Annotated in this window: 9 protein-coding genes; 3 read left to right on the forward strand and 6 right to left on the reverse strand. The window is 72.4% G+C overall.

The window, feature by feature from the left end:
- Positions 1-7 precede the first annotated feature (7 nt).
- The 5 genes from ABT053_RS19285 to ABT053_RS19305 all read right to left on the reverse strand — a co-directional run bounded on the left by ABT053_RS19285 (position 8) and on the right by ABT053_RS19305 (position 8,102).
- Positions 8-1,615, reverse strand: a complete 1,608-nt coding sequence (locus ABT053_RS19285; protein WP_350970449.1) for a Na+/H+ antiporter subunit D — start codon at positions 1,613-1,615, stop codon at positions 8-10.
- 364 nt (positions 1,616-1,979) lie between these two features.
- Complete coding sequence (locus tag ABT053_RS19290) at positions 1,980-2,801, reverse strand: Na(+)/H(+) antiporter subunit C (RefSeq protein ID WP_350970450.1); 822 nt, start codon at positions 2,799-2,801, stop codon at positions 1,980-1,982.
- Positions 2,798-5,659: a Na+/H+ antiporter subunit A gene (locus ABT053_RS19295; protein WP_350970451.1), complete on the reverse strand. Its 2,862-nt coding sequence runs from the start codon at positions 5,657-5,659 to the stop codon at positions 2,798-2,800. Before ABT053_RS19295 ends, ABT053_RS19290 begins: the two co-directional genes overlap by 4 nt.
- A gap of 425 nt (positions 5,660-6,084) precedes the next feature.
- The gene (locus ABT053_RS19300) at positions 6,085-6,807 is read right to left on the reverse strand and encodes an SRPBCC family protein (protein WP_350970452.1); all 723 of its coding nucleotides are present in this window, start codon (positions 6,805-6,807) and stop codon (positions 6,085-6,087) included.
- Positions 6,808-7,019: 212 nt separating this feature from the next.
- Positions 7,020-8,102 (reverse strand): fatty acid desaturase family protein, encoded by a 1,083-nt coding sequence (locus tag ABT053_RS19305; RefSeq protein WP_350970453.1) that lies wholly within the window; start codon positions 8,100-8,102, stop codon positions 7,020-7,022.
- Positions 8,103-8,373: 271 nt separating this feature from the next.
- Here ABT053_RS19305 and ABT053_RS19310 point away from each other — a divergent pair, with 271 nt between their 5' ends.
- Both ABT053_RS19310 and ABT053_RS19315 read left to right on the forward strand, forming a co-directional pair.
- Positions 8,374-9,252 (forward strand): polysaccharide deacetylase family protein, encoded by an 879-nt coding sequence (locus tag ABT053_RS19310; RefSeq protein ID WP_350970454.1) that lies wholly within the window; start codon positions 8,374-8,376, stop codon positions 9,250-9,252.
- A 109-nt stretch (positions 9,253-9,361) separates the two neighbouring features.
- Positions 9,362-11,641 (forward strand): P-loop NTPase fold protein, encoded by a 2,280-nt coding sequence (locus ABT053_RS19315; protein ID WP_350970455.1) that lies wholly within the window; start codon positions 9,362-9,364, stop codon positions 11,639-11,641.
- A gap of 187 nt (positions 11,642-11,828) precedes the next feature.
- Here ABT053_RS19315 and ABT053_RS19320 read toward each other — a convergent pair whose 3' ends face one another.
- Positions 11,829-12,359 (reverse strand): hypothetical protein, encoded by a 531-nt coding sequence (locus ABT053_RS19320; protein WP_350970456.1) that lies wholly within the window; start codon positions 12,357-12,359, stop codon positions 11,829-11,831.
- Between the two features lie 601 nt (positions 12,360-12,960).
- Between ABT053_RS19320 and ABT053_RS19325 the strand changes: the two genes are divergently transcribed.
- Entirely contained in the window at positions 12,961-14,421 is a 1,461-nt protein-coding gene (locus ABT053_RS19325; RefSeq protein ID WP_350970457.1) for a cytochrome ubiquinol oxidase subunit I, read from the forward strand.
- Positions 14,422-14,432: the final 11 nt, after the last annotated feature.

Raw genomic sequence — 14,432 nt, forward strand, 5'->3', positions numbered from 1 at the left:
GGCCCCCTCACCGCTCACCGCCGAGCACCGCGGAGACGTACGGCTCGCGGGCCAGCAGTTCGCCCGCGGCCCGTTCGGCCAGGGCGGACAGCGGCCCGGCCAGCACGGTGTACGACAGGGCCAGCACCACCAGCGCCGCCGTGGCGGCGAGCATCGGCGCCGGCATGGCGACCGCGGTGACGACGGCCCCGCCGGTGATCCTCCCGGTGCCCCCCACCCCTCCCGTACTCACCTCGTCGTCCCCGCTCCTCACCCGCGCGACTCCCCCCTCCGCGGCCGTTTCCGGGGAAGGCGAGGCCGGTGCCCCCCAGAAGGCCCTGCTCCAGGTCGTGGCCACCGCGTACAGGGTGAGCAGGCTGGTCAGCAGCCCTCCCGCGACCAGAGTGAGGGCCATCGGACGGCCGTCCGCGACCCCCGCCTGGATCAGCCCGAGCTTGCCCAGGAAACCGGACATCGGCGGTATCCCCGCCAGGTTCATCGCGGGCACGAAGAAGAGCACCGCGATCGCGGGGGCGGCCCCCGCGAGGCCGCCGAGCCGGTTCAGGGAGGTGGTGCCGGTACGGCGCTCGATCATGCCGGTCACCAGGAACAGGCTCGTCTGCACGGTGATGTGGTGGGCGACGTAGAAGACGGCCCCCGCCATGCCCGCGACGGTGAACAGCGCGACCCCGAACACCATGTAGCCGATGTGGCTGACCAGGGTGAAGGAGAGCATGCGCTTGATGTCGGTCTGCGCCACCGCCCCGAACACCCCGATCAGCATGGTCAGCAGCGCCGCCCACATCAGCAGGCCGCTCACCGGGCCGCCGGGGAACAGCAGCGCCTCCAGCCGGATGATCGAGTAGATGCCGACCTTGGTGAGCAGCCCCGCGAAGAGCGCCGTCGCGGGGGCGGGCGCGGTCGGGTACGAGTCGGGCAGCCACGCCGACATCGGGAAGATCGCGGCCTTGACCACGAAGACCAGCAGCAGCGTCAGCTCGACCAGCAGCCTGATGTGCTGGGGCAGCACCGAGAACCGCTCGGCCAGCTGCGCCATCGACACGGTGCCGGTCGCGGCGTAGGCGACCGCGATCGCGACGAGGAACAGCAGCGACGACGCCAGTCCCACCACAGTGTAGGTGGCGCCCGCCCGGATGCGGGCCTCGGTCCCGCCGAAGGTCAGCAGCACGTACGAGCCGCCGAGCAGCATCTCGAACCCGACGAAGAGGTTGAACAGGTCGCCGGAGAGGAAGGCGTCCGACACCCCGGCGACCATGATCAGATAAGCCGGATGGAAGATCGACAGCGGCGCCCTGTGCTCCTGGTCGGCACGGGACTGGGCCAGCGAGTAGACCATCACGCAGAGCGTCACCGCGGAGGAGACCGCCAGCATCAGCGTGGAGAGCCTGTCGGCGACGAGGGCGATGCCGATCGGCGCGCCCCAGCCTCCGGCGTGGGCCACCAGCGGTCCCTCCCGGTCGGCGGCGGGCAGCAGGAGCAGCGACACGAGCAGTACCACCGCGAGCGTGCCCACGCTGATGAGCGCCTGGAGCCGCACCAGCCTCCGGCCGATGGCCAGCTTGAGCCCGGCGGCCAGCAGCGGCAGCACCACGGGCACCGGAATCAGCGCCTCCACCGTCACCCCCTCCCCCGGCCGCCCACGACCTGCCCGCCCCTCGAAACCTGCAGGCCCCCCGCAAACCCCGCGAACCCCGAAACCTGCGCGAACCTCGCGAACACCCCGCTCCCCGAAACCTGCGCGCTCCTCACGAACCGGCCGCCCCCCGAAGCCTGCCCACCTCTCGCGAACCCCCCGCTCCCCGGAACCCGCGCGCCCTTCGCGAACCGCCCACCCCTCGAAACCCGCGCACCTTTCAAGAACCGCACGCCCCCCGGAACCTCGCCTTTTCCCACGGTCGTCCCTCCCCCCGGCCCCTCACAGCCCCGCACGGACCCCCCTCCCGCACCCGCTCCGCGCGGGACGCGATCCCGCACCCGCATCAGTCCTCCCCCTCCAGGTCGGTGTCGCCCTGCGCCCTCGCCTGCCGGGCCCGGTCGGCGCGGATCGCGGCGCGCATCTGCCGGAGGGCGTCGCGGCGGCGGGCGTGCAGCCGCCCGCGGATCTCGCGCTCCCGCGCGGCCTGCTCTCGCTCCCTGCGGGCGAACTCGGCGCGTATCTCCCGTACGCGCTCCCGCCGCTCCTCCTTGGAGACCTCCTCCGCGCGCCGTGCCTCGGCGAACCGCTCGGCGAGCTGTTCGGCGGACAGTCCCTCGTCCTTGTGCTCCTGCAGCCAGCGGCCCAGGTCGACGTTGACGTCGAGGATCCGCCGCTCCAGTTCGGCGGCCTCCCGGCGCTCCCGCTCGTGGCGGGCCTCCTGCAGGCGGGCGAGCTCGGCGCGCTGCTCCCCGACCAGCCGCCGGTACGCCTCCCGGCGTTCGAGCACGTCCTGGCCGAGCTCGCCGCGCCTGGCCCGCAGCCGCACCCAGCGGTCCTCGGTGTCGTCCTGCACCTCGTCGGCCCCGGTGAGCTGCCAGGAACGGTGGACCATGGCGAGCAGGAAGGCGGTGACGCCCAGTGTGATGACGATGGCGGTGAGCACCATGGCCTGCGGCAGCGGGTCGGCCATCCGCTCCGGGTCGGCCGTGCCCAGGATCGGCGGCCTTCCCGGCGGCCCGCCCGCGGTGAGGATCAGCAGGTTCACCCCGTTGCCGAGCAGGATGACCCCGGCGAGCAACCGGACCAGGCTCCTCTCCAGCAGCAGCGTGACCCCGGTGGCCACGAGCGTGCCGGCCACCAGCAGGGGCAGCAGCGGGGCGGTCACCGGTCCTCCCCCTCGTCGATCCGCCGGTCCAGCTCGGCGCCCAGGCCGCGCAGGACGTCCTGCACCATGCCGACCACCGTGACGTAGACCCCGACGTCGAACAGCAGCACGGTCGACAGGTGCAGGTCCCCGACCAGCGGGAGGCGCGGGCCGAAGGCGAGCATGTCCAGCGGCCCGGCACCGGCCAGCAGCCCCCAGAACGCGGTGACCGTGCACAGCAGCAACCCCAGGCCGATCAGCACCCCGGCGGTGACCGGCGCCGCGGCGGCCAGCTCGTACCGGCCTCCGGCGAGATAGCGCATGACCAGCGCGAGACCGGCGACCATGCCCCCGGCGAACCCCCCGCCCACCGCGCCGTGCCCGGTGAACAGCAGGAAGACCGAGACCACCATCACCGTGTGGAAGGTCAGCCGGGCCACGAGCTCGAAGACGACCGCCCGCTGCCCGGGGGGCAGGGTGGCCGCGAGCCAGTACGTCCGGGAGTCGTCGCGGGTCCCGCCCCGGGGGACCCGCAGCGCGTACGACCGGCTGCGCAGGAAGACCAGGCCGGTCATGCCGAGGGTGAGGACGACGAGCACGGAGGTCTCCCCCATGGTGTCCCAGGCCCTGATGTCGACCAGGATCGCGCTGACGACGTTGGCGGCCCCGGCCTCCCTCGCGGCCGGGGCCATCAGCGTGCCGACCGGCGTCGCCTGCCGCGCGTTCATCGCGAGCACCCCCGCCCCGGCCGCCACCGCGCCGCTCACGACACCGAGGACGAGCCGCGCGCCGAACGGCACCCGGGGCCGGTCCTCCCGGGGACCGAGGGGAAGCCTGCGCAGCACCAGCACGAACACGACCATGCTCAGCGTCTCGACCAGGAACTGGGTCAGGGCCAGGTCGGGAGAGCCGTGCACGAGGAACAGCAGCGCCGTGCCGTACCCGGTCAGACCCGCCACCAGCACCAGCACGACGTGCGAGCGCACCCTGAGCGCGACGGCGGCCGTGGCCATCAGGAGCACGCCGATGACGGGCTGCTCGACGCGTTCCCAGAGCACCACGTCCGGGCGGAGGCCGGGCGGGGGCCCGTACAGCAGCGAGAAGGCCGCGACCCCCGCCAGGGACACGAACGCGATCATGAGGTAGTCGGGCAGCGAGCCGCGCTGGACGACGCCGGTGAGCTGCAGGGAGAAACGGCCCAGCCCGCGTACCAGCGCCCAGTAGACCCGGCCGGAGTCGGCCACGTGCAGCGCCGTCCCCGCCCGTGCCAGCGGTTCCCCGACCCAGAAGAGCAGCGCGCCCCCCGCCAGCGCGACGGCCGACAGCAGCAGCGGCACCGGTGCGCCGCTCCACAGCGCGAGGTGGGTGCCGTGGCCGGGACCGGGGAAGGTGCCGGTGTAGCCCTCCATCGCCGCGCCGTACCGCCCGGCGAGCGGGGCCGCGGCGAGCCCGAACGCCGACAGCAGCGCGGGCGGCAGGAACGTCGCGGCGCCGGTACGGCGCACCGGCACCGGCTCCGGCATCGACACCCTCTCCAGCACCGACACCGGCTCCGGCACCGGCACCCTCTCCAGCCCCGGCCCCGGCTCCTTTCCGAGCTTGTCGCCGAAGGCGCCCCACAGGAAACGCGCGCTGTACGCGGCGGTGAGCGCGGAGCCGAGGACGACGCCCGCGAGGACCACCGTGTCGGCGGGCCGCCCGGTCAGCAGCGACTCGAAGGCGGCCTCCTTGCCGGCGAACCCCAGGAACGGCGGGAGGCCCGCCATCGAGGCGGCGGCCCCGGCGGCGGTCGCGCACAACCACGGCGCCGAGCGCCGCAGGCCGCTCAGCTCGCGCAGGTCGCGGGTCCCGGTGGAGCGGTCGACGACGCCGACGACCAGGAAGAGCGACGCCTTGAACAGCGCGTGCGCGAGCAGCATCCCGGCCCCGGCGAGCGCGGTGTCGCGGGTGGCCGCGCCGAACAGCACGGTCAGGAACCCCAGCTGGCTCACCGTGCCGTAGGCGAGCAGCCTCTTGAGGTCGTGCTCGCGCAGTGCCCGCCAGGCGCCGAGCAGCATGGTGAGCAGGCCGAGGGGTACGGCCGTCCAGCGCCACGCGGCGAGGTCCCCGAAGGCCGGGCCCAGGCGGGCGAGCAGGTAGACGCCCGCCTTCACCATCGCCGCGGCGTGCAGGTAGGCCGAGACCGGCGTCGGCGCGGCCATCGCGGCGGGCAGCCACATGCTGAACGGGAAGATCGCCGACTTCGACAGCGCGCCGGCCAGGACCAGCGCCACCGCCACCGGGACCAGGCCCCCGGACGGCGGGTCAGCGACGATCCGCGAGACACGGTACGTCCCGGCGGCCTCGCCGAGCACGACCATGCCGCCCAGCATCGCCAGCCCGCCGAAGGCGGTGACGGTCAGCGCCTGCATCGCGGCCCTGCGGCCGGTCCTGCTCGCGGGATCGTGGCCGATCAGCAGGTAGGAGAAGACCGTGGTCAGCTCCCAGAACACGTACAGCAGCAGGAGGTCGTCGGCGACCACCAGGCCGAGCATCGCCCCGGCGAAGGCCACGAGCACCCCGGCGAACCGGCCGAGCCCCTCGGCGGTGGCGGCGAAGTAGCGCGAGCAGTACAGCACGACCAGCGCGCCCACACCGGTGACCAGCGCCATCATGAGCACGGCCGGCGCGTCGGCGCGGAAGGACAGCCCCAGGCCGAGGGCGGGCGCCCAGTCGTGGTGCGACTCGACGGGGACACCGGCCAGGGCGATCCGGACCGTGTAGGCGAACCCGCAGGCGGGCGGTACGGCGAGCACGAAGAACGCGTCCCGGCCGAAGCGGCGCACCAGAGCCGGGGCGAGCACCGCCGCCACGGCGTGCAGGATCAGCAGCGGCTCCATGTCCCCCCGGGCACCCGTCGTGGCCGACGTATCCCAAAATGCCGGGAGGCACACTTTTCACCGGTCAAGCACGCGGGCCGCTTGACCCGAACACCGCCGGTTCTTCACCGAGGCGTGATCAGCCCCCCGAACCGGCGGTCACGGCCACCGCTCCCCACCTCGAACCCGCCACAGGCCCGTCACGGTCCCATCACTGGCCCGCCACGGAACGCGGTCGGCGCCCCCTGCCGAATTCCCACCGTCCCTGCCGGAGAGCACCGCACTGTTCAGAGAGCATCTTCCTGTCAGAGAGCACCGTCCCTGCCGGAGAGCACTGTCTCGTCAGAGAGCCCCGTCCCGTCGGAGAGCACCGTCCCTGCCGGAGAGCGCCGTCTCGTTGGAGAGCGCCGCCCCGTCGGAGAGCACCGTCCCGCCGGGAAGCGCGGTCAGTGCCTCCCGCCCCTGCCGGTACGGCCGAGCAGCCAGCCGATCACCGCGCTGCCGAGCGCGACGCCCGCGCCCATCCCGAACGCGGCGAGCAGCGACCAGGCGGGGACCCCGGACCTGGGCCGCCCGGCCGGGCGCTCGAAGACGTGCGCGGACCCGGCCTGGGCGGAACCGGCCTGACCGGCCGCGACCGGAGCTCCCGCCGAGGCGACCACGGCGGAAGTGGCAGCGGGCACGGGCACCGGAACCGGAGAAACGGGAGAAACCGAAGAAACGGGGACCTCCCCGGAGGCGAGGTGGCTCTCCACGGCGGAGAAGAACTCCCCCGCGGTCTTCCTCGCGACCGAGCCCAGCATGCGCTGGCCGACCCCGCCGATCATGCCGCCGATCACGGCCTCGGCGTCGTAGTCGATCCGGGTGCCGCCCTCGACCTCGCTGAGGCGGATCTCCACGGTGGCGTCCACGGTGCCGGGGGCGCCCTGGCCTCGCGCTCTGAGCACGAACCGTTCCGGCGCCTCGGGCTCCGACAGGGCGACCTCGCCCTGGTAGACGCCCTTGATGGAGGCCACCCCGGCGGTGACGGTCATCCGGTAGGTGTCCGGCCCCGTCTCCTCCAGGCGCTCGCACCCGGGGATCGTGCGTACGAGCACGGCCGGGTTCTGGAGCGCTGACCACACACGATCTCTGTCGATGCCGAGCACGGCACTGCCTGCGAGCTTCACACCAAGCACCCTAGGCAATCGCCGGGCGGACGGATAACAGCAACATCTGCCCGCCGCCCGGACCCACCCTTGTCAGTGCTGCCCCGGCACCTCGCACCGGACCGGTCCGGCGCAAGAGCCCCGGCGCGAGAGACCGGCCCGGCGCAAGAGACACGGCCCGGCGTGAGGAACCGGCCCGGCGCGAGAGACCCGGCGCGAGAGACCGGCACGGATCAGCCGGCCACGGCGCTTCCGGACCGCAGCGGCGCGCCCACGTCGTGCAGGTGACGCAACGCCTGCGCGTACGAGCTGACGACCCCGGACTCCAGGTAGTCGACCCCGATCTCCTCGCAGTACGCCCGGACGATCGGCTGGGCGCGGCGCAGGTTGGGCATCGGCATGCTCGGGAAGAGGTGGTGCTCGATCTGGTAGTTGAGCCCGCCGAGCACGACGTCCAGGAACACCCCGCCGCGCACGTTGCGCGAGGTCAGCACCTGGCGCCGGAGGAAGTCGAGCTTGTCCTCGCCCCTGAGCATCGGCATGCCCTTGTGGTTGGGGGCGAAGGTGCAGCCCAGGTAGACGCCGAAGATCGCCTGGTGCACGAGGAGGAAGACCACGGCCTTGCCCGGCGACAGCACCGCGAACAGCGCGCCCACGTACAGGACGGCGTGCACGACCAGCAGCGACGCCTCCACGGCCCGGTTCTTCATCGTCGGGCGCATCAGGGCCCGGACGCTGGACACGTGGAGGTTGAACCCCTCGAACGTGAGCAGCGGGAAGAACAGGAACGCCTGCCAGCGGCCCACGAACCTGGGCAGCCCCTTGCTCTCCGCGGCCTGCTCGCGCGACCAGAGCAGGAAGTCGGGGTTGACGTCGGGGTCGTGGTCCTCGTGGTTGGGATTGGCGTGGTGGCGGGTGTGCTTGTCCATCCACCAGCCGTAGCTCATCCCGATGGCGACGTTTCCGGCCACCAGCCCGGCGATCTCGCTGGAGCGGCGGGAGCGGAAGACCTGGCGATGGGCCAGGTCGTGGGCGACCAGCCCGATCTGGGCGAACACCACCGCGAGGAAGACCGCCACCAGCAGCTGGTACCACGAGTCGCCGAGGGCGAAGAAGGCGGCCCAGCCACCGACGAAGGCCGCCGCGACCAGGCCGAGCCGCGCGGCGTAGTAGCCGGGGCGCCGGTCGAGCAGCCCCGCCTGGGCGATCCGGCGCGACAGGCGGGCGAAATCACTGCCCCGCTGCCCGTCTCCCTGAACGGTGTTTTCTGGGACGGCGGAGCGATCCGCGTCATCGATCGCGGTGGAGTTGGTCACGGTTCTCCTCAGATGGGCCGGATCACTCGACATGATCTCGTCAGCCGGTAGCGCCACAGATCGACGTCAACCAAGCAAGCCGACCATCCCAGGATTCCGTGACCGCCGTAATCCCAAACCCCCGCTCACACCCCAGCTTGTAGTAGTGCTGGCCCTACCCCTGCAGACACCACGATTCCTGGACGATCACGAGATAGCCGCTGGAGCCGGCCTCCAGCCCCCTTCCAGGCCCGCTATGTCGGGGTCCCGGCTGCTGGCAGGATGGTCGCCCATGGCATCGGGGACATATTGGACGATCAGGACGGCGGCGGCGACGGCTCTGGCGGTGAGCGCCGGGTGTGCCACAAGCCTCGACAGCGGAACCGGTGACGGCGCCACCCCCGCGCCGGGCGCCTCCCGGGCGTCGAAGGCCCCCTCCGGCGCGGGCGACCGGGCGGCGGGACCGTCCGGGCCTCCCGGGGCGACGCCCAGGCCGGGCGAGGTGGGCAGGTTCCCCCGGCCCGGCGACGGCCTGCCTCCGGTGATCAGTTCCATTCCCACCGAACGGAAGGTTGTCTTCCTCACCATCGACGACGGCTGGGAGCAGGACCCCGGCTTCGTGGCCCAGGTCCGCGACCGGCGGATCCCGGTGGCGGCCTTCGTCACCCGCGACGCCGTGGAGGCCAGGGGCACGGCCGACCCGACCGCCCAGGGCGGCAGGTTCCTGGGCGCGGGCAAGTGGAGGTACGTGCGCGACCTGCGCGACGCGGGGGCGACGATCGAGAACCACACGCTCACCCACCCCAACCTGCCGATGCTCGGCTACGAGGGGCAGAAGACCGAGATCTGCGGCGTCTCCAGGCTGATCCGCAGGCACACCGGCACCGCGCCCACCCTGTTCCGCCCGCCGTTCGGCAACCACAACACCCTGACCCGCAGGGCCGCCAAGGCCTGCGGCATCGACGCGCTCCTGCTCTGGACCGCGACCGTGCAGCCGGGCGGGAAGATCGCCTACCAGGTGCCCGACAAGAAGCTCCGCCCCGGCGACATCCTGCTGCTGCACTTCCGCCCGAACCTCGCCCGCGACTTCAGGATCCTCGTCGCGAAGATCAAGCGCCGGGGGTTCGAGATCGGCAACCTCGACGCGTACCTGAAGGCGGCGGCCCGCTGACGCGATGACCGGCCCGTCCGGTTCTCGCGCGTTTTCGTGGATCTCCCTGGCGGCCGGCGCGATACCGGGCCATTCTGTGGCGAAGCCCCGGCACGGAAGGCGCTGGAGATTGACGGACAACGAGCGGGAAAAGGTCTTCACGGAGGTTCTGGCCGGCGTTCTGGACGAGCCGGAGCTGACCGCGAGCACGAACGACGCCGACGTGCCGTCGGCCGGCGAACTGCGTGAGGCCGCGATGGACGAGCGGGCGTCCATCCTGGGGCAGGTCAGGAGCGCGGAGGAGGAGTACCGCCGGGCCATCGCCGCGGAGGAGGACCACCCCGGGGCCACCACCCGGGAGCGGGCCGGGCGGGGCACCCCGCGCCTGACCTGGATCCTGCACCGCGTCGCGTGGGGAGCGGCCGTGCTCGTCACACTGGCGACGTGCGTTCTGGGCGGCTGGAGCGCCGAGCTCACGACGGCCCTCACCGAACGCCGCCCCCTTTCCCTGAGCTCCGTCGTGAGCACCGGGTTCGTCCTCGTCCTGGGACTCGTCGTCCTCGGCGCGTTCGTGGCCTTCGTCACCCGATCGCTGTTCTGGCTCCTGTCACCCGCCGTACGCGTGGGGAACCCGTCGGCCGAGGAGCGGCGCACGACGGTGACGGTGACGGTGACGGGCTGGACCCTGGCGGTGATCGTGGCCCTGGACCTCGCTTTCTCCTCCCAGGCACTCGCCTGGCAGCTCACCTACCAGCGTCTGCAGGGGCCGGGTGACTCCTACGGCTGGGCGGGGTGGGTGTTCCTCGGTGTCCTGGCCGTCTACGCCGCGGCACTCCTGGCGTTGAGGAGGGAGCGGTTCCCCCGGTTCGTGGAGCTCGTGCCCGGGTACGCCGTTCCCGGCGGGGACAGGGAGCAGGCCGCCCGGCTGGAGAGCGCGTGGCGGGAGGCGCTCCACGAGAGCCTGCTGGGCTTCATGCGCGCGCAGATCAGCACCCGGATCGGCACGCGGGTCGCGCGCCGGTACGCCACGACGCTCGACATCGGAACCGCTCCGGGCCTGCGCCGGATACGGGCGCTGGACTACCACGTGCCGACCTCCGCGGAAACCAGGCTGATCATGATCAGCGACGGAATGGACGGCGGGAGCATCGCGCTGTCCGGACCACGCGGGGTGGGCAAGACCGAGCTGCTGAGGACGTTCTGCGCGGAGGGCGACGGAGCCGCCCGGGGCGCGGCGACCAAGCTGAGTGTCGAGGTGACGGCGCCGGTCCTCTACGACCGGCGCGAGTTCATGCTGCACCTGTTCGCCAAACTCTGCGTGCGCGTGATGGACGCCGGCCTCAAGGCGTCGAACGAGGCCGCGAGGAACCTGCGGCAGATCCGCTACCTGCAGACGCGGTCGGCCGAGGCGACCGCGAACGCGGGCTGGGGCGGCTGGGGGCTGTCGGTCAAGCGCGGGACGGGTCACTCGCGCCAGCCGCTCACCTACCCGGAGATCGTCCAGGCGCTGACGGACTTCCTCGAACTGGTGGCGAAGGAGCTCGACGGCGCCAGGCCCGGACGCCGCCTGGTGGTCGGCATCGACGAACTCGACCGGATCGTGCCCGCGACCGGCGCGCGCGACTTCCTCAACGAGCTCAAGGCCGTCTTCGACGTGCCGCACTGCCTGTTCGTGCTGTCGGTCTCCGACGAGGCGCTCAGGGAGGCGGATCTCGCGCCGGCGGGCCGGCGCGACGCCTTCGACAGCGCCATCGACGAGGTCGTCCGGGTCGAGCCGCTGGACCACCCCACCGCCGTGAAACTGCTCGACACCAGGGTCATCGGCCTGCCCGCGCCGTTCTCGGCGCTGTTCTACTGCCTGTCCGGCGGCATCCCGCGCGATCTGCTCCGTACGGCGCGGGCGGCGGTCGCGCTCGTCACGCCGGACCGGCCTCTTTCGCTGGCCGAGATAACCGCGGCCCTGATCGACCGCGAACTGGCCCGGATCGCCGGCAGCGCCGGCACCGGCGCGGAGGCGCCGGAAGAGCTCCTCCGGTTGTTCCACGCGGACCTGGTCCACGCGCACGGCGGGCTGAGCGAGCTCGGCGACCGCGTCACCCGGCACGCCGCCGTGACCGCGGACGGCGCGAGGCTGGGGACGACGCTCGCCAACCGCGCCTACCACATGGACACCCTGTCGAGGATCTTCTCGGCGGACCTGTCCAGGGAGATGGTCGTCGAGGCGTCCGACCCCGGGTTCCCCGGCTCCTTCTCGGCCCTGGCCCGGGCACAGCGCGAGATCGGCGCGACCGGCACGCTGACCAGATCGACCCTGCAGCAGATCAGGCAGGCGTGGGCCCTCCCGCCGCTCCCGCCGATTCCGCCGCTTCCACCGTTCCCGCCTCTGCCGCCCGCCGCACCGGCGCGGTGAACCGCTGCCCGCCCGTCGTACCGGCGCGGTGAACCACCGCCCGCCCGCCGCACCGGCGCGGTGGACCGCTGCCCGCCCGTCGTACCGGCGCGGTGGACCGCTCGCCCGGCCGCCGCGGAGGCCCCGGGCCGGAACGGCGGACGGCCCGCTCCCTGCGCGGGGGGCGGGCCGTCCGGGATATATGTGATCACTCACTCTCGGCGGTGTAGAGGTACTCCCAGTCGCCGCACCGGGTGGGGTAGGAGCTGTGCTGGCCGATCTGGCAGACCTTGACGCGGACGCTGTCGACCTTGTGCTTGCTGAAGGCGAAGTGCTTGGCGCCCCCGGCACCGCAGTACGTGTAGGACTTGCCGTCGTACCACTGGTTGCCGCCGTCGCCGAAGTGGTGGACCGCGAACTTCACATAGGCGCACTTGCCGCCCTGCTTGTACGTGCGGTGGTCGAGGTCGTAGAGCTTGCCCTTGACGTCGACCCGGTTCCACTTCTGCTGGTCGTCCCACTCGACCCCGATCCAGCCGTGGCTCTTGGCCCGGTGGTTGGAGGAGAGGTACGGGCCCCAGTTCTCGCTGTAGTCGTAGTCGTAGCCGGTCGCGGCGGTGGCCGCCGCCGGGGCCGCCGTGGTCGCGGCGGTCGCGGCGTACGCGGTGGCGGGCGCGGCGAGCGCGATCGCGCCGAGGGCGGCCGTGGCCAGCAGGCCGGTGGCGATTTTCTTGATCATGATTTCTCCCCTTGTCTCCCCGAACCGGCCTGTGCCGATTTCCCCCTGGAGTGACTCATTTGTATGGGGAGGGGCTTGCAGGTTCCCGTATCGCTCCTTACCGAGCGCTTGCGAGCCGTTTGCACTGGCTTGACCCGGCCGATCACGGGAGGGAGGCGGGTCCGCCGCCCGGCGTACCCGGAAATCACCCCGGAGGCGGACGCCTACCCCGGGGCGCCCGGCCCACCATGGAGTCACGCCCCGGGGGAGGCGGGCACGGGGGTCGTCCCGCACGACAGGGCGGACATCCCTTCCCCGGACGCCCCTTCCCGGACATCCCTGCGGAGAGGGGCGTCCGGGGAGGGAAACCCCGGTGGCGCACGGGAGAGCCGGCGCCGCGGGCCAACGAAGCCGATCTCGGTCCGGCGGAGAAGTGCGGTCTCCACCGGGCCATGTGACGAAGATCGCAGTAGCTCGCGGCGCCTCTCCCGCCCATTGCTCTACAAGCCGTAGTACTACTAGAAGTAGAACTACAAGCCGTAGAGCTCAGGGCTCGCGAGCCACCGGCTCCCGAGCCCGAAGCCCGGCGGCCCAAGGCCCGCGAAGGGAACGCGAGGGGACGATGGACGCGCTAGACCTGGCCCGGTGGCAGTTCGGGGTGACCACCGTGTACCACTTCCTGTTCGTACCCCTGACGATCGGGCTCGGCGTCTTCGTCGCCGGGCTGCAGACCGCGTGGCACCGTACGGGAAAGGAGCACTACCTGCGGCTCACGAAGTTCTTCGGGAAGCTCTTCCTGATCAACTTCGCGATGGGCGTGGTGACCGGCATCGTGCAGGAGTTCCAGTTCGGCATGAACTGGAGCGAATACTCGATCTTCGTGGGTGACGTCTTCGGCGCCCCGCTGGCGCTGGAGGCACTGCTCGCGTTCTTCCTGGAGTCGACCTTCATCGGCCTGTGGATCTTCGGCTGGGACAGGCTTCCCAAGCGCGTCCACCTCGCCACCATCTGGGCCGCGGTCATCGGGTCCAACCTGTCGGCGTACTTCATCCTCGCCGCCAACGCCTGGATGAAGCACCCGGTCGGGTACGAGGTGGTCGACGGCAAGGCGAGGATGACGGACCTGTGGGCGGTGCTCACCAACTCCACCGCGCTCGCCCAGGTGCCCCACGTGATCGCGGGAGCCTTCGTCGTGGCGGGCGGCTTCGTGCTGGCGGTCTGCGGCTACCACCTCCTGCGCGAACTGCGTGAACGCCGCGCCGGTGCCGGCGGGACCGGCAGGACCGGCAGGACCGGCGGCACCGGCGCGGCGAGCATCTGGCGGACCCCGATGCGGGCCGCGCTGCTGATGACGGCGATCGCCGGGGCCCTGGTCGCGGGCAGCGGCGACATGTCGGCCAGGCTGCTGTACGAGCAGCAGCCCATGAAGCTCGCCGCGGCCGAGGGGCTCCGGCACGACACCGCAGGAGCGCCGTTCTCCCCCGTCCCCGGGCTGGAGGTGCCCAAGCTGCTCAGTCTCCTGTCCACCCACGACCCGAACGCCGTCGTCCAGGGCACCGAGGACCTTCAGGCGCGGTACGCGGAGCGCTTCGGCCCCGGTGACTACCTCCCCAACCTCCCGGTGGTCTTCTGGTCCTTCCGCGTGATGATCGTCTTCGGCCTGTCCACGGTGGGCCTGGCGATGCTCGGCCTCTGGCTGACCCGCCGCCGCCGCGGCGTCCCTCGTACCCCGCGTGAGGTCCCCGCCTGGTTCGCCAGGATCTGCGTGCTCGCGCTGCCGCTGCCGACCATCGCGATCATCTCGGGCTGGCTGCTCAGCGAGATCGGCCGCCAGCCGTGGACCGTCCAAGGCGAGCTGCTCACGGCCGCGAGCGTCTCCCCGGGCGTCAGCCTGGCCGAGGTGGCCGTCTCGCTCGCGGTCTTCACAGCGCTGTACGGCGCGCTCGCGCTGGCCGAGGCGATCCTGCTCACCCGCCACGTCAAGGCGGGCCCCGAGCCCGCCGCCCCCGCCGCTCCCCGCACGCCGCCCTCCCGCGACGACGAGAGCGCGGACGCCCGGCTCCAGCCGACCCTCATGTACTGAAGGCGACGACG

It is taken from the genome of Streptosporangium sp. NPDC002524 (genome assembly GCF_040295985.1).
GTDB lineage: Bacteria > Actinomycetota > Actinomycetes > Streptosporangiales > Streptosporangiaceae > Streptosporangium.

Coding starts and splice junctions, on each gene's coding strand:
- ABT053_RS19295 (WP_350970451.1), bottom strand. CDS start 5,659: ATGGAGCCGCTGCTGATCCTGCACGCCGTGGCGGCGGTGCTCGCCCCG.
- ABT053_RS19310 (WP_350970454.1), top strand. CDS start 8,374: ATGGCATCGGGGACATATTGGACGATCAGGACGGCGGCGGCGACGGCT.
- ABT053_RS19320 (WP_350970456.1), bottom strand. CDS start 12,359: ATGATCAAGAAAATCGCCACCGGCCTGCTGGCCACGGCCGCCCTCGGC.
- ABT053_RS19325 (WP_350970457.1), top strand. CDS start 12,961: ATGGACGCGCTAGACCTGGCCCGGTGGCAGTTCGGGGTGACCACCGTG.